Source organism: Ruegeria sp. BI12 (assembly GCF_056537985.1).
This window is the reverse complement of the sequence record NZ_JBQFSL010000001.1, coordinates 2,429,650-2,448,616: the sequence shown is the minus strand read 5'-3', so window position 1 is coordinate 2,448,616 and position 18,967 is coordinate 2,429,650. Positions and strand designations below refer to the sequence as shown.

Sequence of the window (18,967 nt, the reverse complement as noted above, 5' to 3'; positions counted from 1 at the left end):
ACAAAATGCAGTCATATAGGGGTTAGATCAAGAGAGGTTGACCCAAGGGAACCTCAATCTTCGCGCCGAAATCCGCTTCACTTCTTGAATAGTTCATATTTCGAAGTATATGCGGGGCTGAAATCGCAGATGGATTCGCCGATGACCTATGATGACAGTGCACTGATCCGCCGTCTCAGCCCCGAAGTGCAGGCGATGATGGGTGTCTATGCGCTCTACTGGAAACTGGAAGAGAGCTTTGACGCCCTTGAGGTCGAGTTGAGCCATCAGGAATGCCACATGATGGTCAAACTGGAACGACCCAAGCGCATGGGCGTTTTAGCTGCGGACATGCTGACAGTTCCTTCCACCATCACTTCGACCGCTGATGCGCTCGAGAAGGCAGGGTATCTGACCCGTCAGCGCGATCCGGAAGACCGTCGGGCATGGTTGTTGGTTCTGACCAACAAGGGAAATGAGATGCGTCAGGTTCTGATGTCCGAAGCGGGGGATCTGTTTCGCCGTGCCTCGGGGCTGGATGCAGAAGAAACCGCCGAATTTGCACGATTGGCCCGGAAGATCCGGGAAAACATAATGAAAACAGGAATTCCTGAGGGATTGAAGAAATGAAGCTCTTCTCTGTACTGAGCGTTGCTCTGACCGTGTTTGCAACCTCTGCGCTGGCGCAGGATATCGCTAAGCCCGTGAAACTGATGGTGGTCAAAGAGACCTCGCCCGGCTTTTCACGCCAGTTTTTTGGCCGCGTTGCTGCGCGGCAGACGGTTGATCTGGCCTTTCAGGTTTCCGGGCAAATTGTCGAAATGCCTGTGACCGAGGGGTTTGTGATACCCAAAGGTGAACTGATTGCCCAACTCGATCAGGAACCGTTCCAGCGCCGTTATGACCGGGCTGTCCTGCAAAAAGATCAGGCGGATCGCACCGTCGCTCGTCTTTCCCGTCTGCGCGGATCAACCGCCAGCCAGGTGGCGGTGGACGACGCGGAAACCGAAGCGCAACTGGCGGATATTGCCGTCCGCGATGCCGAATATGATTTGGAGCACGCAACACTGACCGCGCCTTTTGATGCGTTGGTATCTCGGCGAACGGTCGAGTCTTTTACGACTGTAAACGCGGGAGCGCCCATCGTGCGCATCCACGACATGTCCGAGTTGAGGATCGAAGTGGACGTTCCTGAAATCCTGTTCCAACGATCTGGTCAGGAAGATGACATCACGATCACCGCGAAGTTTCCCACCAGCGACGAGGTCTTCCCGCTACAGATCCGAGAATTTGACGCGGAAACTTCAAGCGTCGGTCAGACGTTCCGTATCCAGTTTGGTCTTACCCCACCCGAAGGTTTGCAGATTTTGCCGGGTTCGTCGGTGACGGTGAACGTAAAGGTTCAGGACACCCGCACAGGTATCGTTGTGCCAGCCACCGCCATCATAGCAGACGCCGAAGGTGGTCTGGGCGTAATGGTGTTTTCGCCGGTTGGTGCTGATGAAGGCGCCGTCACACTTGTGCCGGTTACCATAGAACCCACTCAGACCGGCGAAGTTCGCGTTCTGACCGGTTTGAAGGACGGCGATGAGATCGTCGTCGCGGGTGGCGGCACCCTGGCAGATGGTCAGGCCGTTCGCCGCTTTGCCGGCTTTGCAAACTGAAAGGCGTATCGATGAACATTGCGCGCGCATCCATTGATCGTCCGATCTATACTTGGCTGATCATCCTGATCGCTTTGTTTGGTGGCGTCTGGGGGTTCCTTTCGTTGGGACGTCTGGAAGATCCGGCTTTCACCATCAAGAACGCGGTGATCGCCACACAGTACCCCGGCGCAACCGCGGAACAAGTAGCGCTGGAGGTCTCAGAGCCTCTGGAATCCGCGATCCAGCAAATGGGCGAAATTGAAACCATCACATCCGTGAACCAGCCCGGTCTTTCGCTGATCGAAGTCGAGATCCAATCGACATATGACGGAACCGAATTACCCGAAATCTGGACCAAACTGCGCGCCAAAGTGCGGGATACGGCCCGCAGCCTGCCGTCTGGAGTGCAGCAGCCATTGGTCAATGACAGGTTCGGCGACGTTTTCGGTCTGTTCTATGCGGTAACGGCGGACGGGTTTTCAGACGCCGAAAAACACGAGCTGTCCACATTCTTGCGGCGCGAACTGCTGACCGTCGACGGCGTGGCAGACGTAGAAGTGATGGGGTTGCCGCAAGAGGCGATTTTTGTGGAACCCGATCTGGCCATTTCGGTGAATCAGAACGTGCCGCTCCAGTCCATTAACGAGGCCATTGCCAATGCGGATTCGGTGAATGCTTCGGGTTCGGTTCGATCAGAAAATGACCGTACAACGATTCTGACCGCCGAAGGATCGGACAGTGTTTCAGCGATTGCGGGATTGTCGGTCGGCTCTCAAGGGCAGGTGATCAACCTTTTTGATATGTCCGACGTGTACCGTGGCCGCCAGACCGACCCAGATGTGATGATCCGGTTTAACGGGACTGAAGCCTTCACATTGGGCATTGCGGGCCTGTCCACCGAAAACATTGTCGAGGTCGGCAAACGGGCGGATGCAAAATTCGCCGAGCTGGATTCGCAAATCCCCTTTGGCGTCGAAATTTTGCCGATCTACCAACAGCACGTGGTGGTGGAACAGGCCTCAAACGACTTTCTGGTGAACCTCGCCATGTCTGTGACCATCGTGGTCATTGTGCTGGCGGTTTTCATGGGGTGGCGCGCGGCTATTGTCGTTGGTTCGACCCTTTTGTTGACCGTGGTGGGAACGCTTCTGTTCATGTCGATGTTCTCTATCGAGATGGAGCGGATCTCGCTGGGCGCGCTGATCATCGCGATGGGTATGCTGGTGGATAACGCCATCGTTGTTGCCGAGGGCATGCAGATCGCCATGCTACGCGGAAAGAACTCGCGCGATGCGGCGGATGAGGCTGCGTCCAAGACGCAAATCCCGTTGTTGGGCGCGACGGTAATCGGGATCATGGCTTTTGCTGGGATCGGTCTTAGCCCCGATGCGACGGGCGAGTTCTTGTTCTCTCTGTTTGCGGTGATCGGTATTTCGCTGTTGCTGAGCTGGGTACTGGCACTGACGGTGACCCCGTTGCTTGGCCACTATTTCTTTAAACAGGGCGAGGAGGGGGCCGTAGATGCCTATGGCGGGATCATGTTCCGTGTCTACGGCACGATTTTGCGCTGGGCGTTGCGGTTCCGCTGGCTGGTCGTCGCCGGGCTGGTTGGCGTCACTTTTGCCTGCTTCGCCGGGTTCGGTCTGGTTAAGCAGCAGTTCTTTCCGGATTCGAATACGCCGCTGTTCTTCGTGCACTACAAGCTGCCACAAGGTACGCCTATCGCGCGGACGGCTGAGGACATGGCCGTATTTGAGGAATGGCTGGACAACCGCGAAGACGTGGTCGCCGTCACCACATTTGTGGGGCAGGGCGCAACCCGGTTCTTGCTGACCTACTCGGCAGAGAAACCGAACCCCAGTTATGGTCACATGATCATCCGCACCGAAACTCTGGATGACATCCCTGCATTGCAGGCGGATCTTGAGGCGTTTGGCTCGGCGCAATTCCCCGAAGGCGAGTTCCGCACCAAACGTCTGATCTTTGGCCCCGGCGGCGGTGATCCGATCCAGGCGCGGTTCTCGGGCAGTGATCCGGCGGTTCTGCGGCAGCTTGCGGATGAAGCGATCCTGCGGATGCGCGCGGCCTCTGAGAATGCCCTGCATGTTCACCACGACTGGCGTGAAAAAGAGCTGGCTGTTCAGCCTATCTATGCAACCGAACGGGCGCAGACAGCTGGGGTGACCCGTGAGGATATCGCCGGAACGCTGCAATTCTCGACCGATGGTGTCAGGGCGGGTGTCTTCCGTGAGCGCGACCGCCTGATCCCGATCATTATTCGCCGCCCTGCGGACGGAGATTACTCGATCGTTGATCAGGTGGTTTATTCGGATCAGTCAAACAGATTTGTTCCAATCGAACAGATGGTCGACGGGTTTGAATACCAATCGCTCAACACGCTGGTTCACCGCCGGGACAGGGTGCTGACCATCACGGTCGGGGCCGAAATCCCTGCAGGCCTGACGGCCGCTCAGGTCCACTCGGAAGTACGATCTGCAATCGAAGAGATGGAACTGCCCGCCGGTTATCGCATGGAGTGGGGCGGTGAGTTTGAAAACGCGGGTGACGCCAACGAAAGTCTGGGCCGCCAATTGCCGGTAAGCCTGCTGATCATGGTGCTGATTTCGGTATTGATCTTCAACGCCGTCCGTCAGCCGATTATCATCTGGTTGCTGGTGCCGATGTCCGTAAATGGCGTGGTAATCGGGTTGTTGGGCACGGGTCTTCCGTTCACTTTCACGGCGCTGCTGGGGCTGCTCAGCCTGTCGGGGATGCTAATCAAGAACGGCATCGTACTGGTCGAGGAGATCGATCTGGTCCGCGAAACCGGCAAGGGCCTGCGCGAGTCGATCATCGAGGCGTCGGTCTCGCGTCTGCGCCCCGTGATGCTGGCCGCGATCACCACAATTCTGGGCATGGCGCCATTGCTGACGGATGCGTTCTTCAAATCCATGGCGGTGACGATTATGGGTGGCTTGGCCTTCGCGACAATCCTGACGATGGTCGCCGCACCGGTTTTCTACATGATCTTCTTCGCGCGGGATGAAAGACGCGAGACGAAAGCAGCCGCTGGTTAACGGCTCAGATCATTGCTGAAACGCTCAAGCCCGGCCGGGGTTCTAACCGGCCGGGTTTTTCGACCAATTGACACGGTCAAAGGCTGCCTGCGTTTCAGGGGCCATGTCATAGTTGGATCGGGCATCAGTGTCATAACTTCGCCAAGCGCTCGACGTGATTGCCTTGCAATGCCAGATGCCATTGGATTTTGGGGCGATCAGGCTGCCTCGTGACCTTAACAGCCCGATCGTGTGGACGTGCCATGACGTAAACCAAAGAGGACCAGAGGGCGCGATACAGTATTTGGCTCTGCAAAGTTTGTCGCCCGTCTTTTTGCGGATGTGATCGGAATGTCGAAAATCTTCGGTGCAACCTGCATCTGGATACCGCCATTCCACACCTAGGCGGACAAACCCAGTTGGTCGCTTTTGGGTGAGATCAAAAATTGAACCGCTTTTGCACCAGACCAGTTCATCAATATCACATTGCAGAACCGCGCGCGCGTCCGAAAGAAATCGCAAGCGCGCGATGTTCAGCAGCGAAGTCTGCAGAAACATCGTATTGTAGCGGGTTTTTCCCTTTCTGTCTTGCGAAACAACGCCGTACCTGAAAGGCGCGGACAGCACCGTTGGGTTATGGATTCCGCCTCTCCTCAGCGCCTCGCGGATGTCGTCCAGCCCATACCGGGTTGAGGCATTGTCGAAGAACACCATCTGTTCCAGCCCATGCATCTGACAATGGTAACGGGCAAAGTCTTCGATCCAGGTAAGGTCGTTGTCACGTGACAAGGTCACGGCCACGTTTTTCCCAGTGTGACGGGCTGAATCCTGCTGGACCGAGTTCACAGGGGACGCGACACTTGAACCGCCCCATTCAAACCTTAGGGTTTGTGGCTTCTTTGACGTCCGGATGATCAATAGATCATAGAACTCATGGGACTTCAGGCGGGGTTTCCAGACTTTGTCTTCATCCAGATAAAACTGGCCTTCTCGGATCAAGTGGTACAGGCCGAACAGTTTTGGGCAAAAAACCACCAGGCTGCCCCGTTCCCAAAATGCATCGTACCAGAACGTGTCATAGTCGTACACGTGCTCGGTATAGTCCGGTCCAACATGGCCCGGTTTCATTTCGCGGCGTAGCCCAAGTTCCGTCAGGCTGCTGGAGGCAAAAATTGGATAGTGCTCTTGTTTCAATGTCGTTGCCCTAAACTTGCTGGCACTTTTGAATTGTAGCCGCCAACTTAAATGCGCTTGGATCGCCAACTAATCAGTATTTCTGGCGTCGGGTTCGGTCGCCCGGATCCTTTGCCGGGTCATAGCGATAACAAAAACAGGACAGTTTATTCCCGTCAGGGTCGCGCAAATAAGTGACATAGAAATCAGGTGCGTAATAGTCTCTTGTACCCGGGGCGCCGGCGTCTGTGCCACCATGCTCCAACCCTGCGGCGTGAAATTGTCGGACGGTTGCGTCGCTTTGGGTGGGAAATGCAATCATCGTCCCGTTGCCAACCTTGGCAGGGCTTCCGTCAAAGGGCGCGCATATCCAGAACCCGGTCCCATCGTCTGGTTCGGTTCCCCAACCCGCGCGGTCTTTGGTCCATCCCGGAAGGCGTGGCAGTTCCAAGACAGAAAAGATCGCGTCATAGAACTTTATGGCCCGCGGTAGGTCATTTGTTCCATAGGTGGCATAAAGGCGCACGGATTCCCCCGTTTTAGGGACAGTGTCACAAGGCCCTTATATCGGAGGGTTACAGAAAAACAGCACTGAAGGTTGCCTTAGATCAACGGGACCAGGGGCACGTCACACGCTGCAAGCGTCATCATTGCGGCAAAAACCAAAAACCTGCGCATTTGTCATTTTCCTTCTGCTCGATCACAGAAACGATGCGCGCCCGAGGACACAAGGTCAACGGGCGCGCGAAACGATCAGTCATGTAAGCAGGTTAAGGCCGATCAGCCCTGCAGCGATTTAACCTCTACATCACCTTCGGCCTGCGCCTTGATCGCCAGCGCGGCGGCGTGGCTTGCGGCTGCAGTCGTATAGTACGGGATTTTGTCGTAAAGCGCGATGGAGCGGATAGCCTTGCTGTCCTCGACCGCCTGCGCCCCTTCGGTGGTGTTCATCAGCAGCTGAACCTGACCGTCTTTCAACATGTCGACCACGTCCGGACGGCCCTCGTAAACCTTGTTGACCACCTCACAGGCGACGCCCTGTTCCTCGAGCCAGCTTTGCGTTCCACGTGTCGCGACAAGCGAAAAGCCTTGTTCGGTCAAGACCTGAGCGGCCTCAAGCATTGCGGCACCTTTGTCGGCATCCTTGATCGAGATGAACGCGCGGCCCGAAGAAGGCAGAACCATACCCGCGCCCATCTGCGCCTTCAGGAAGGCGCGAGGGAAGTCGCGGTCCCAACCCATGACCTCACCGGTCGACCGCATTTCCGGGCCCAGAATCGTGTCAACTCCAGGGAAACGGGCAAAGGGCAACACGGCCTCTTTCACCGAGAACCAAGGCATGTCCGGATCGGCCAGCGTCATCTGGTCGGCGATCTTAGTGTCCTGACCTTCCTTATACGCAGGGCGCTGAGGGAAGCTTGAGAGTTTTTCGCCGGCCATGACGCGGGCTGCGATGGATGCAATCGCGCTGTCGGTCGCCTTGGCGACAAATGGCACGGTGCGCGAGGCGCGTGGGTTCACTTCGATCAGGTAGATTTCATCATCCTTGATCGCGAACTGCACATTCATCAGGCCGACGACGTTCAACGCTTTGGCCAGTTTGTATGCTTGGTCCTTGATTTGCGCGATGATCTCTTTTGACAGCGAATAGGGCGGCAGCGAACAGGCCGAGTCGCCCGAGTGGACGCCAGCTTCTTCGATGTGCTGCATGATGCCTGCAACGTGAACGTCTGTGCCATCACAAAGAGCGTCAACGTCCAGCTCAACCGCACCAGCCAGATAGCTATCCAGCAGCACAGGGCTGTCGCCCGAGACGACCACCGCCTCGTTGATGTAGCGTTTCAGTTGATCCATATCGCGTACGATTTCCATAGCGCGACCACCCAGAACGTAAGAAGGGCGGATCACCAGCGGGAAACCGATATCTTCAGCAATTTCAAGCGCTTGTTCGTCGGTGGATGCGATGCCATTCTTAGGCTGTTTTAGGCCCAGATCATTGACCAGTGCCTGGAACCGTTCACGGTCTTCGGCCAGGTCGATGGCGTCCGGCGTGGTGCCGAGGATCGGAATGCCTTCTGATTCCAACGCGTTGGCCAGTTTCAGAGGGGTCTGACCGCCGTACTGAACGATCACACCGTGCAAGTTGCCGTTTTCCTGTTCCTTCGTCAGGATTTCCATGACGTGCTCAAAGGTTAACGGTTCGAAATACAGCCGGTCCGAGGTGTCATAGTCGGTCGACACGGTCTCGGGGTTGCAGTTGATCATGATGGTTTCATAACCAGCCTCTGTCAGCGCGAAGCAGGCGTGACAGCAGCAATAGTCGAACTCGATCCCTTGACCGATCCGGTTCGGACCACCGCCGAGGATGACGACCTTTTTACGATCAGACGGGCGTGCCTCGCATTCAACCTCGCCCATCATCGGGGCTTCATAGGTCGAATACATATAAGGCGTTTGCGCTTCGAACTCGGCAGCGCAGGTGTCGATGCGTTTGAATACGGCGTTGACACCAAGGTTCCGTCGGGCTCGGCGGACATTGTCTTCGTCACGCCCGGTCAGATTGCCCAAACGTGCGTCAGTGAAGCCCAGCATTTTGAGCTTGCGGACGCCATCTTCGGTCACCGGCAGGCCATCCTTGCGCACCTGACGCTCGGCATCGATGATCTCGCGAATACGGGCCAGGAACCACGGGTCGAATTTAGTGACGCCAAAGATTTCGTCATCGGTCAGGCCATGCCGCATAGCTTGTGCGATGGTGCGCAGGCGGTCGGGTGTCTGCTGGCTGATCGCCTTAATGACGGCGGCCCTGTCGTCGGCCTCGTCCCAGACACCGACATTCAGGCCGGGGATTTCGATCTCATCAAAGCCTGTCAGACCCGATTCCATCGAGGCCAACGCCTTTTGCATCGATTCGTGGATGGTGCGACCGATGGACATCGCCTCACCTACCGATTTCATCGCGGTGGTCAGGTAGGGTTCGGAGCCGGGGAATTTCTCGAACGCGAATTTTGGGATCTTGGTGACGACATAGTCGATGGTCGGCTCGAACGAGGCCGGTGTGACTTTGGTGATGTCGTTGTCCAGCTCGTCCAGCGTGTAGCCTACAGCCAGCTTGGCTGCGATCTTGGCAATCGGGAAACCTGTCGCCTTTGACGCCAGCGCCGAAGATCGCGATACGCGCGGGTTCATCTCAATCACGACCATGCGGCCATCAACCGGGTTGATCGCCCATTGCACGTTTGATCCGCCAGTTTCGACACCGATTTCACGTAACACAGCAATCGAGTGATTGCGCATGATCTGGTATTCTTTGTCGGTCAGCGTCAGAGCAGGGGCAACGGTGATCGAGTCGCCGGTGTGCACACCCATGGGGTCGACGTTTTCGATGGAGCAGACGATGATGGCGTTGTCCGCAGTGTCACGCACCACCTCCATCTCGTATTCTTTCCAACCCAGCAGGCTTTCATCGATCAGGATCTGACCAACGGGCGAGGCATCCATGCCTGTGCGGCAAATATGAATATAATCCTCACGGTTATACGCCACGCCGCCGCCGGTGCCGCCCAGCGTAAAGGCGGGGCGGATGATGGCCGGAAGACCGACAGTTTCGAGAGTTTCGAGGGCCAACGCGACGCCAGCATCAAGGTCTTTCTTGCCGCTGTCGTCTTTCGGGGCGGTTACAATCTCGGCTTTGGGGTTTTCGATGCCCAACCGGTCCATCGCTTCGCGGAACAGGGCGCGGTCTTCGGCCATTTCGATGGCGTCGCGTTTAGCGCCGATCATCTCGACACCGAATTTGTCCAGCACACCCATCTCTTCCAGCGCGAGTGAGGTGTTCAAGCCGGTCTGACCACCCATTGTGGGCAGCAGGGCGTCAGGGCGCTCTTTCTCGATGATCTTTGCGACAACCTCGGGCGTGATCGGCTCGATATAAGTCGCGTCGGCCAATTCGGGATCGGTCATGATGGTTGCAGGGTTTGAGTTCACCAGGATGACCCGGTATCCTTCTTCACGCAGCGCCTTGCAGGCCTGAGCGCCGGAATAGTCGAATTCGCAAGCCTGACCGATAACAATGGGGCCCGCCCCGATGATCATGATCGACTGAATGTCGGTTCTTCTCGGCATGGCCTTGTTCCTTCGATTGTCCGCGAGTCAGGGCGCACCCCAAGCGCCCAAATTGTCCTGCGTTATAGGGACCGCGCGAAAAGGTTCAAGAGGTATCGGAAACAGGGACGAATTTGCCGCTTTAACCTCTTTCCCTCTCCGCCGTATCCTCTATATCGCGCAGCACAGGAATTTGAGGATGCAATTGCGTATTCGGTTTGATCAGGGGCCAGCCGGGGTCGGAACCAGTTTCGACCGGCCAGCCGAAGTGATCCGCGCGGACAATGCGGAGGACGTGCCCCAGGCGATGGAGGCATTGGACGAGGCACGTGCACAAGGGGCATGGCTGGCCGGTTATGCCAGCTATGAGATGGGATATGCGCTTGAGGCGCGCCTTGCGGATCGCATGCCAACAGGCCGTCGGCTGCCTTTGTTGTGCTTTGGTGTTTTTGATCGGCCGACTCAACGCGAGCTTCCCGCGCCATCCGGTGGTTTTACCCGCTTTGAGCCGCGCTGGGATGAGGCGCGGTACACGCGGGCTTTTCAAGACGTGCACGACGCCATTGGGGCAGGGGATATCTATCAGGCGAACCTGACATTCCCGATTGATTTGAAAGTGGATGGCGACAGCGCTGCACTCTATGCTGCACTGGCAGCCGAGCAGCCCGTGGGTCACGGCGCATTGATTCAGCAGGATGGATTGCCCGATCTGCTCAGTCGTTCGCCTGAGCTGTTTTTTCGTACGAATGCGGACCGAGGGATCGAAACCCGCCCAATGAAGGGCACTCAGCCCCGCAGCGACGACATGGCCGAGGACACCCGACGCCGCGCGTTCCTGGCCATTGACGAAAAAAACCGGGCCGAGAACCTGATGATCGTCGACCTTTTGCGCAACGATATCAGTCGCGTTGCGATGCCGGGATCCGTCAAAGTGCCCGAACTGTTCAAAGTCGAAACTTACGCAACCGTGCATCAGATGATCTCGCTGGTGCAGGCACAGCTTCATATGGGTGCCGAGCTGTCGGATATCCTGATGGCGCTGTTTCCGTGCGGCTCGATCACCGGTGCGCCGAAAATCCGCGCGATGGAGATTTTGTCCGACCTCGAACCTTGGCCGCGCGACATCTATTGTGGTGCGATCGGCTGGGCCGCCCCTGATGGGCGTTCAGAATTCAACGTGGCGATCCGGACGCTGATGGTCGAGGATGGTTCGGCCACCCTGAATGTGGGCGGCGGCGTCATCTGGGACAGCACGGCCCCATCCGAATACGAGGAAGCGCTATGGAAAGCCCGCTTTGCCCGCCAAGTGACCCTGACTTCCGTCTGATCGAAACTTTGGGCTTTCGACCCCGGCAAGGGTTCGGGCGCAAAGATCGGCATCTGGCCCGCATGGCCCGATCGGCTGCAACCCTGGACATTCCATTCGATCGGGGCGCGGCCCTTAAGACATTGGATTCTGTCGCGGGGCAATCACCCCTTCGGTGCCGGCTGACGCTGGCAGTTGATGGAATGTATGACGTGACAACCGGAGTGCTGGCCGAAAACCCTCCGGTTTGGCGGGTCGCAGTAACGGATACACGGCTTTCGACGTCAGATGTTTGGCTGCAGCACAAGACAACCCAACGCTCTGTCTACGACACAGCCCGTGCGTCGTTGCCCGGTGGAATCGATGAGATGCTGTTTCTGAATGAACGTGACGAACTGTGCGAAGGGACCATCACCAACCTGTTCCTGCACATGCCGGACGGTCGCCGCCTGACGCCCAAGCTGAGCTGCGGTTTGCTTCCGGGAATTCTGCGAGAAGAACTGATTGATAATAAACAGGTTACCGAAAGCGTCTTGTCCTTGACCGATCTGCAAAACGCGGAAAAAGTTTTCGTAGGGAATTCCTTACGTGGCCTGATCCGGGCGGAGTTGGCGGTATTGTGAGCAAACAAAGTGATTGGGCGCATGACGGGACGCAGCACTTTCGGTTGCGGCTGGAATTCGGCCTGTTTTTCATAGCAGTGCCGGTCCTGATCGCGGTTTTCTTCCCTCCGAGCTGGATGTTTCCGTCGCTGTTCACTTTCACGGCCATCGGAATCATCCTGCTCCACTGCACGCCGGGCTTTGCCTGGGCCGAACTTCGGTACAACTGGCGCAACTGGTCGTGGCGCGAACTCGCCGTGTTCACTGTTGTTATGACCGCGTTTTGCACGGCGATCGTTTTGGCAACGAGACCGGATGTTGCATTTCGCATGCTTCTCTACCGGCCTGACTTCCTGGCCGTGATCTGGCTGGCTTACCCGATTGCTTCGGCCCTGCCGCAAGAGCTGTTGTTCCGGTCGCTGTTCTTCCGTCGCTATCAGGCAATCCTGCCAAACGGGAAAGCAGCTTACCTTCTGAACGCGTCCCTGTTTTCGCTGGCCCACCTGATGTACTGGAGCTGGATCGTTGCCATCATGACCTTTGCCGGTGGGCTGCTGTTCACTTGGGCATATCGCAAGCGCGGATCGTTTTTCTACGCGGTTCTGCTGCACGCAATCGCGGGTAATATCATCTTTGCGGCCGGTCTGGGCATCTATTTCTATTCCGGTAACGTCCAAAGGCCGTTTTGACGGCGCGACCTGCCTTGACTTTCCAAGCCTGACAGGGTGTATCGGCGCGACGAATTCTGCGCCCGAAGGGATATATCCATGCACGCCTACCGCAGCCACACCTGCGCCGCACTGACCGCCGCCAATGTTGGCGACACCGTTCGCCTGTCCGGTTGGGTGCATCGTGTTCGAGATCACGGCGGCGTGCTGTTCATCGACCTGCGCGACCATTTCGGGGTGACACAGGTTCTCTGCGACGGCGACAGTGCAGCTTTTGCCGAGCTTGAAAGTGTTCGGTCCGAGTGGTGTATCCGTATCGACGGCACCGTAAAAGCGCGTGACCCGGAACTGGTGAACCCGAAACTTCCGACCGGTGAGGTTGAAGTCTACGTGCGTGAGCTGGAAGTGCTGGGTGCCGCCGACGAACTGCCGCTGATGGTGTTCGGCGATCAGGAATACCCAGAGGAAACGCGCCTGCGCTATCGCTATCTGGACCTGCGTCGCGAAGCGATGCAGCAGAACATGACGCTGCGTTCGGATGTAGTTTCTTCCATGCGCAAACGCATGTGGGATCAGGGCTTCCGCGAGTATCAGACACCGATCATCACCGCCTCTTCGCCGGAAGGCGCGCGCGACTTCCTGGTACCCTCTCGTCTGCACCCGGGCAAGTTTTACGCGCTGCCGCAGGCACCGCAGCAGTTCAAACAGCTGATCATGGTGTCGGGCTTTGATAAGTATTTCCAGATCGCGCCGTGTTTCCGTGACGAAGACCCGCGCGCCGACCGTTCGCCCACCGATTTCTATCAGCTTGACCTTGAGATGTCGTTTGTCGAACAGCAGGACGTGTTCGACACGATCCAGCCGGTTCTGACCGGTGTGTTCGAAGAGTTCGGCGGAGGGCGTAAGGTCGACCAGGAATGGCCGCAGATTTCCTACAAGGATGCGGCGCTGTGGTACGGCAGCGACAAGCCCGATCTGCGGAACCCTATTAAAATGCAAGTGGTTTCCGACCACTTCCGCGGGTCTGGCTTCGCGATTTTCGCGAAGTTGCTGGAACAGGACGGCACCGAAATCCGCGCCATTCCGGCGCCGACTGGCGGCAGCCGCAAGTTCTGTGACCGCATGAACGCGTTTGCCCAGAAAGAGGGTCTGCCCGGTATGGGCTACATCTTCTGGCGCGATCAGGGCGAAGGGATGGAGGCCGCCGGTCCGCTGGCCAAAAACATCGGCCCCGAACGCACCGAGGCCATCCGTCAGCAACTGGGTCTGGGTGTCGGCGATGCGGCATTCTTCCTAGGTGGTAAGCCGAAAGCCTTTGAAAAAGTCGCTGGCAAGGCGCGTGATGTGATCGGTGAGGAACTGAACCTGACCGAGAAAGACCGCTTTGCCTTTGCCTGGATCGTGGATTTCCCGATCTATGAGCAGGACGAAGAAACCGGTGCCATCGACTTTGAACACAACCCGTTCTCGATGCCGCAGGGCGGAATGGAGGCTCTGGAAGGCAATCCTCTGGACGTGCGTGGCTATCAGTACGACCTCGCCTGTAACGGGTATGAGCTGGTGTCGGGCGCGATCCGGAACCACAAGCCGGAAATCATGTTGAAAGCCTTTGAACTGGCTGGATACGGCGAAGACGAAGTGAAAAGTCGCTTTGGTGCGCTGTTCAACGCCTTCCATTATGGTGCCCCGCCGCACGGCGGCTGCGCCGCTGGTATCGACCGTATCGTGATGCTGCTGGCCGATGAAGCCAACATCCGCGAGGTCATGATGTTTCCGATGAACCAGCGTGCCGAGGATCTAATGATGGACGCACCATCCGATCCGACCTCGGATCAGATGATGGAGCTGGGCCTGCGGATCATCCCTCAGGACTGAGAATGGCAAAACCCGCTGCTGACCCTGCAGCGGGTTTTTTCATCGCTTGTACTTGTACAAAGATCATGGCTATGGACCGGTATTCATCGCTTGCTCGCAGGTCTGCATAGCCCGTTTGTTGGCGACCTATTCCCATGGGTCCCTAAATGACTTCCGGCTGGATCGAATATCGCGGGCGGTGGCGCGCGTTTGCCAGTAGATCCAAAGGCACAGGATCGTTGCGGTTATGAAGTAAGCGGTCATCATCTCAAATTGCCTCACGCTGTTCCAAACGGGTCTGCACAATTCCGGCGACTTGAGCGGCTACAGCCGTTACCGGGGTCCCGTCAGCCCGGGACTCGGCAAGCCGCTCAGCAGCTTCTGCCAGAACCGTATCCTCGGCATCGCGGGCAACCCCGCGCAGAAACTGTGCCGCGTAATCCAGCGTGCGCTGATCATTCGGACCGGCCAGAATGTCGGCGATATGGGCCATGTCATCCTGATAGGCCATCGGATCGGCATGAATCACCTCATCCCGGACTGCATGTGGGCTGCTGGGGCGGCGGTCTTCGGGCAGACATTCCAGAATCGACGTCTGAAAATAGGCCAGAGATTTTAGGGGTTTCGCCAAAAAACCATCGGCACCGGCCCGCATTGCGGCGCGTTTCGTTTGGTCGTCGCCCGACATGCCAAGAATGGCCCCAATACGGGGCGTGGCTTCAGACAGATCGGCGATCAGATCTGCACCGGACCCGTCGGGCAGACCCATATCCACGATGATGACAGACGGGCGGTAGATCTGAAGGTGACGCCGCGCCGATTGCAGGCAATCCGCCCGCCTGATACGCGCACCACTGTGCAGGCACATAAGCCGAATAGCGTCGCAGGCATAGCGGCTGTCTTCCACAACCAAAATGGTTTGTCCCAGCAGGGGCCGCGTGGCCGTCGGCTGCGCGGGAGAGGCAAAGGGGCTCGAATCGTCCATGGCGGAACTCCTAATCAGCAGATGCCTTACGCTAGGAAGTTCTGGCTAACAGGGCGTTAACGTCAATTTGGCGCACTTGTCCTTTACCCAATCAGCCCCCATAACCGCTGCAACGCCGAAATAGAGGAGAGTTCCATGATTGGTCGCCTGAACCACGTCGCCATTGCCGTCCCTGATCTTGAGGCTGCCTCTGAGCAGTACCGCAGCGCGTTGGGTGCGAAGGTCGGCGCCCCGCAAGATGAGCCGGATCATGGCGTAACTGTTGTTTTCATCGAACTGCCCAACACCAAGATCGAACTACTTTACCCGCTGGGCGACGACAGTCCGATCAATGGGTTTCTGGAAAAGAATCCCGCCGGCGGCATCCACCATGTCTGCTACGAGGTCGAGGATATCATCGCCGCGCGCGATCATCTGAAGGAAACCGGAGCGCGCGTGCTGGGCTCAGGCGAGCCCAAAATCGGTGCGCATGGTAAACCGGTGCTGTTTCTGCACCCCAAAGACTTTAATGGCTGCCTGGTCGAGCTGGAACAGGTCTAACCAAACCCCGGAGGGGATGAGATGACGATTACTGCTGCGGCCGTATTGTTCGCCGTAATCTGGTTCATGACCTTGCTGGTGGTGCTGCCAATCCGCATCAAGACGCAGGGTGATCTGGGTGACATCGTTCCGGGCACCCATTCGGGCGCACCGGAAGAGCATCACTTAAAGAAAAAGATGTGGATCACCACCGGTATCTCGGTGGTGCTGTGGGCCATAATCGCTGGCATTATCTTGTCCGGCGTTATTTCGGTGCGTGACTTTGACTGGTTGAATCAGTTGGAGCCGCGCGGCTGAACTTTATGCGGTTGGCCCCGACAGTTTGTGGTAGATATGGGTGAAGGTTGCGACCCCTAGGATTGGGATCACAAGGTTTACCAAAGGTACGGAAAGCGGGATCGCCATTAACATTCCCGCCATCCAGATGGTTGTAGCGTGCTTGGCACGCAGTTTACGTGCACCTTCACGACCCAACCTGCGCATCGCAGCCAACGTAAAGTACTCTCGTCCCAACAGGAATCCGTTCATGCCCCAGAAGATGAACGGGGCGAGCGGGGTAAAGATCGCGTACAGGATAAGGGCCAGCAGGTTGGCAACTATCAGAACCCCTATGAAACTCAGCCCGTCCGGGATACTTTCGCTGAGGGGAATGCCTGGGACTTTGGGCAGGGTCGGATAGTGCTTGTCCTCAACGGCTTGAGCGACTTCTTCCAGGAACAATGACGTAACCGCCGAAGCGACCGGAACCATCAGGAACACAGGCAGGATCAGGACGACAAAGATGCCCGAATAATTCAGCACGTCGTTCAGCCACGGTACGGCACCGACAAAGGGTAGTGATATCTCGTTCCCTGAAAGGCGGTTGATTATCCAGATTGCGGCTGCACAGGCGAGGATCAGAAAAACGATCGTCAGGCCAACGCCGCGCAATAGGACAGATCGGAACTTTGCGTCTCCGATCTGTCCCAGTGCTGCGAAAAAGGCATTAAAGATGATCATTCCGAAACCCACTCGGTCAATGCGGCCACATCAGGGCGCGGCCTTTCCGGCGGCGCTGAGCCCTCGGTCGCGATATGGATCAGGCCCGCGACGCGTTCGTTGTCTTGCAAACCAAACGCCTTTTGGCAGAAATTGCGATCATGTGTCTGCCACCCAGACAACCAGTTCGCGCCCCAACCCGCAGCAAGAGCAGCGTTCAGCAAGGCCAGACACACAGCGCCGGCGGAATAGGTCTGCTCGAGCGCGGGGATTTTCGCTGACGGTTTTTGCACCTCGATCACCGCGACCGCCAGATGGCCCATGTCAAACTGGTTGCGGGCCTTGGCTATGTCCTCGGCGGATTTTCCCAGCGCCGAGCCACATTGTTCGGTCAATTGCGCAAGGCGCGGCATAGCGCCTTTGTCGAGCACGATGAAACGCCAGGGTTCCAGCTTGCCATGATCCGGACTGCGCGCCGCGGCCGTTAGCAGGGGTAACAACTGGTCCCGCGTGGGCGCGGGTTCAATCAGCGTTTTCGCTGGGCGCGACCGCCGCGATTGTAGAAATTTTAGAGCGGCCGGATTCTTCAAGGACATATGTTAACTTCCTTTACATGGGCGGTTGTGTATGTGGTTGAACATCTGGCGGGTTTCAAGGGCAAGCGGCTGGATGCAGAAGATCAATTTCACCCCCTGCGCGTTCGTGCAAGGGTGTTCAAGAAGAAGAGAGAAAAGATGGCCAAGCCAAAGCTGCGAAATGTACCGGACCTGTGCGCGCGCGCCATCCCCGGCGAAGAGATCGAGGTGAGAGTCACGCCGAAAGAAGCGAAAGACGGAATTGTTTCCGATCAGGGAACCATCCGCATCACCGTCACCGCGCCACCTGAAAATGGCAAGGCAAACGGGGCGGTGCGTTCCATCCTCGCTGTCGCCTTGGGTGTGGCACCTTCTTCGCTGACCCTCAGGCGGGGTCAGGCGTCGCGCGACAAAGTATTTGTCTATTCACCTTGATCCGGTGATTCACGGATTTGGTACACGCCTTCCGGCAGATCCAAAGCCGCCGCCAGATCGCGCACCTGTTCAGGGGATAACGTGATCCTCTGAATCCTATCTGTCCGTGGATCCAATTGTTCAAGCGTCACACATTCTGCGAAGCTGTTGATGACGACATCCTCTTGCAAAGGTTTTGGGCCCTCGTCCACCAGAGTAATGACTGTCGAGTCGAATTCATGCTCAATCGAAAACATGAAGCCAGAGTGCAAGCCCGTCGAGCGCAATGCAACCCGTACTGTCGTAATCGGCCTGTGGTGATCGCCGCAGGTCCGCGCTATGGTCGTGAAAACGGGCCAACCGTTTCAAAGGATTATGAATGCGCCGTCTGATCTGTTTAATTCTTCCCCTTTTGCTGGCGGCGTGCAGTGCCAATTCGTTGCGCGTTCAACCCGCAACCGAATGGGCGCAGGAGGCCCGGGAGTTCAAGGCCGAAGCACAAGTTTTCCAGCAGGTCAGCCAGCAGGTTGGGGAACAGGCGCGTAAAGAATGCCTGCGGCGGTCAAACGTGGCCAATTGCGAGTTTACGATTTTGGTTGACCTGAACCCGAACGCTGAGGCCAATGCGTTTCAAACGCTCGACAATAAGGATCAGCCGGTCATAATTTTTACCCGCGCGTTGATCGAGTCCGCAAACAACGCGGATGAATTGGCGTTTGTGATGGGTCACGAAGCGGCGCATCACATCCTGCGTCACATTCCAAGGCAATCCAGAAACGCACGGGACAGCGCGGCCATTTTCGGCGAACTGGCCCGGTTGGGCGGTGCGGACGGAGCGGGTATCGAAGAGGCGCAGAGACTAGGAGCTGAGGTTGGCGCCCAAGTCTATATCAAAGACTTCGAGCTGGAGGCCGATCAGTTGGGTACGATCATTACTTACAATGCCGGCTACAACCCTTTGATCGGTGCAAAGTATTTTGATCGCATTCCGGACCCGGGCGATCAATTTCTAGGAACGCACCCCCCGAATGCGCAGCGCGTCAAGATGGTCAGGGACACCGCGCGACAACTTGGACTGACGCAATGA

At 57.1% G+C, this 18,967-nt stretch carries 18 protein-coding genes; 11 read left to right on the top strand and 7 right to left on the bottom strand.

Annotated features, from left to right (window positions below; genetic code table 11):
• Positions 1-84: 84 nt before the first annotated feature.
• The 3 genes from ACR0AK_RS12320 to ACR0AK_RS12310 are packed head-to-tail and all read left to right on the top strand — an operon-like array spanning position 85 to position 4,702.
• Positions 85-609 carry a MarR family winged helix-turn-helix transcriptional regulator gene (locus tag ACR0AK_RS12320; protein WP_480793493.1) on the top strand — a complete coding sequence of 175 codons (525 nt, stop codon included), beginning with the start codon at positions 85-87 and terminating at the stop codon, positions 607-609.
• Positions 606-1,643: an efflux RND transporter periplasmic adaptor subunit gene (locus tag ACR0AK_RS12315; RefSeq protein WP_170558954.1), complete on the top strand. Its 1,038-nt coding sequence runs from the start codon at positions 606-608 to the stop codon at positions 1,641-1,643. The genes ACR0AK_RS12320 and ACR0AK_RS12315 overlap by 4 nt, the downstream gene beginning before the upstream one ends.
• Before the next feature lie 11 nt (positions 1,644-1,654).
• Entirely contained in the window at positions 1,655-4,702 is a 3,048-nt protein-coding gene (locus ACR0AK_RS12310) for an efflux RND transporter permease subunit (protein WP_480793492.1), read from the top strand.
• Between the two features lie 42 nt (positions 4,703-4,744).
• Here the strand turns inward: ACR0AK_RS12310 and ACR0AK_RS12305 are convergent, their stop codons facing one another.
• The 3 genes from ACR0AK_RS12305 to carB all read right to left on the bottom strand — a co-directional run bounded on the left by ACR0AK_RS12305 (position 4,745) and on the right by carB (position 9,979).
• Positions 4,745-5,875: a hypothetical protein gene (locus ACR0AK_RS12305; protein WP_480793491.1), complete on the bottom strand. Its 1,131-nt coding sequence runs from the start codon at positions 5,873-5,875 to the stop codon at positions 4,745-4,747.
• Between the two features lie 73 nt (positions 5,876-5,948).
• On the bottom strand, positions 5,949-6,380 hold the full coding sequence (locus ACR0AK_RS12300) for a VOC family protein (protein WP_480793490.1): 432 nt from the start codon (positions 6,378-6,380) through the stop codon (positions 5,949-5,951).
• A 254-nt stretch (positions 6,381-6,634) separates the two neighbouring features.
• Positions 6,635-9,979 (bottom strand): carbamoyl-phosphate synthase large subunit, encoded by a 3,345-nt coding sequence (gene carB, locus ACR0AK_RS12295; RefSeq protein WP_170558946.1) that lies wholly within the window; start codon positions 9,977-9,979, stop codon positions 6,635-6,637.
• A 178-nt stretch (positions 9,980-10,157) separates the two neighbouring features.
• On the opposite strand from carB, the gene ACR0AK_RS12290 reads away from it, so the two are divergent.
• From ACR0AK_RS12290 to aspS, 4 genes are all read left to right on the top strand, one after another.
• Positions 10,158-11,285, top strand: coding sequence for an aminodeoxychorismate synthase component I (locus ACR0AK_RS12290; RefSeq protein ID WP_480793489.1), 1,128 nt, complete (start codon positions 10,158-10,160; stop codon positions 11,283-11,285).
• Complete coding sequence (locus ACR0AK_RS12285) at positions 11,240-11,887, top strand: aminotransferase class IV family protein (protein ID WP_480793488.1); 648 nt, start codon at positions 11,240-11,242, stop codon at positions 11,885-11,887. The genes ACR0AK_RS12290 and ACR0AK_RS12285 overlap by 46 nt, the downstream gene beginning before the upstream one ends.
• Positions 11,884-12,555: a CPBP family intramembrane glutamic endopeptidase gene (locus ACR0AK_RS12280; RefSeq protein WP_480793487.1), complete on the top strand. Its 672-nt coding sequence runs from the start codon at positions 11,884-11,886 to the stop codon at positions 12,553-12,555. Before ACR0AK_RS12285 ends, ACR0AK_RS12280 begins: the two co-directional genes overlap by 4 nt.
• Positions 12,556-12,633: 78 nt before the next feature.
• Entirely contained in the window at positions 12,634-14,409 is a 1,776-nt protein-coding gene (gene aspS / locus ACR0AK_RS12275) for an aspartate--tRNA ligase (protein ID WP_480793486.1), read from the top strand.
• A gap of 247 nt (positions 14,410-14,656) precedes the next feature.
• Here aspS and ACR0AK_RS12270 read toward each other — a convergent pair whose 3' ends face one another.
• The gene (locus ACR0AK_RS12270; RefSeq protein WP_480793485.1) at positions 14,657-15,373 is read right to left on the bottom strand and encodes a response regulator; all 717 of its coding nucleotides are present in this window, start codon (positions 15,371-15,373) and stop codon (positions 14,657-14,659) included.
• 135 nt (positions 15,374-15,508) lie between these two features.
• On the opposite strand from ACR0AK_RS12270, the gene mce reads away from it, so the two are divergent.
• The gene (gene mce, locus ACR0AK_RS12265; RefSeq protein WP_170490274.1) at positions 15,509-15,913 is read left to right on the top strand and encodes a methylmalonyl-CoA epimerase; all 405 of its coding nucleotides are present in this window, start codon (positions 15,509-15,511) and stop codon (positions 15,911-15,913) included.
• Between the two features lie 21 nt (positions 15,914-15,934).
• Positions 15,935-16,210: a DUF1467 family protein gene (locus tag ACR0AK_RS12260; RefSeq protein WP_170558937.1), complete on the top strand. Its 276-nt coding sequence runs from the start codon at positions 15,935-15,937 to the stop codon at positions 16,208-16,210.
• A gap of 3 nt (positions 16,211-16,213) precedes the next feature.
• Here the strand turns inward: ACR0AK_RS12260 and ACR0AK_RS12255 are convergent, their stop codons facing one another.
• Together ACR0AK_RS12255 and ACR0AK_RS12250 are read right to left on the bottom strand one after the other, a co-directional pair.
• A complete protein-coding gene (locus ACR0AK_RS12255) occupies positions 16,214-16,912 on the bottom strand; it encodes an EI24 domain-containing protein (protein ID WP_480793484.1) in 699 nt (232 codons plus the stop codon).
• A complete protein-coding gene (locus tag ACR0AK_RS12250) occupies positions 16,909-17,487 on the bottom strand; it encodes a nitroreductase family protein (protein ID WP_480793483.1) in 579 nt (192 codons plus the stop codon). Before ACR0AK_RS12250 ends, ACR0AK_RS12255 begins: the two co-directional genes overlap by 4 nt.
• A 33-nt stretch (positions 17,488-17,520) precedes the next feature.
• Here ACR0AK_RS12250 and ACR0AK_RS12245 point away from each other — a divergent pair, with 33 nt between their 5' ends.
• Entirely contained in the window at positions 17,521-17,901 is a 381-nt protein-coding gene (locus ACR0AK_RS12245) for a DUF167 domain-containing protein (protein ID WP_480793482.1), read from the top strand.
• Here the strand turns inward: ACR0AK_RS12245 and ACR0AK_RS12240 are convergent.
• Positions 17,889-18,137 (bottom strand): hypothetical protein, encoded by a 249-nt coding sequence (locus ACR0AK_RS12240; RefSeq protein ID WP_170558931.1) that lies wholly within the window; start codon positions 18,135-18,137, stop codon positions 17,889-17,891. The two genes, ACR0AK_RS12245 and ACR0AK_RS12240, sit on opposite strands and share 13 nt — an antisense overlap.
• Positions 18,138-18,259: 122 nt before the next feature.
• On the opposite strand from ACR0AK_RS12240, the gene ACR0AK_RS12235 reads away from it, so the two are divergent.
• Positions 18,260-18,967: a M48 family metallopeptidase gene (locus tag ACR0AK_RS12235; protein WP_480793481.1), complete on the top strand. Its 708-nt coding sequence runs from the start codon at positions 18,260-18,262 to the stop codon at positions 18,965-18,967.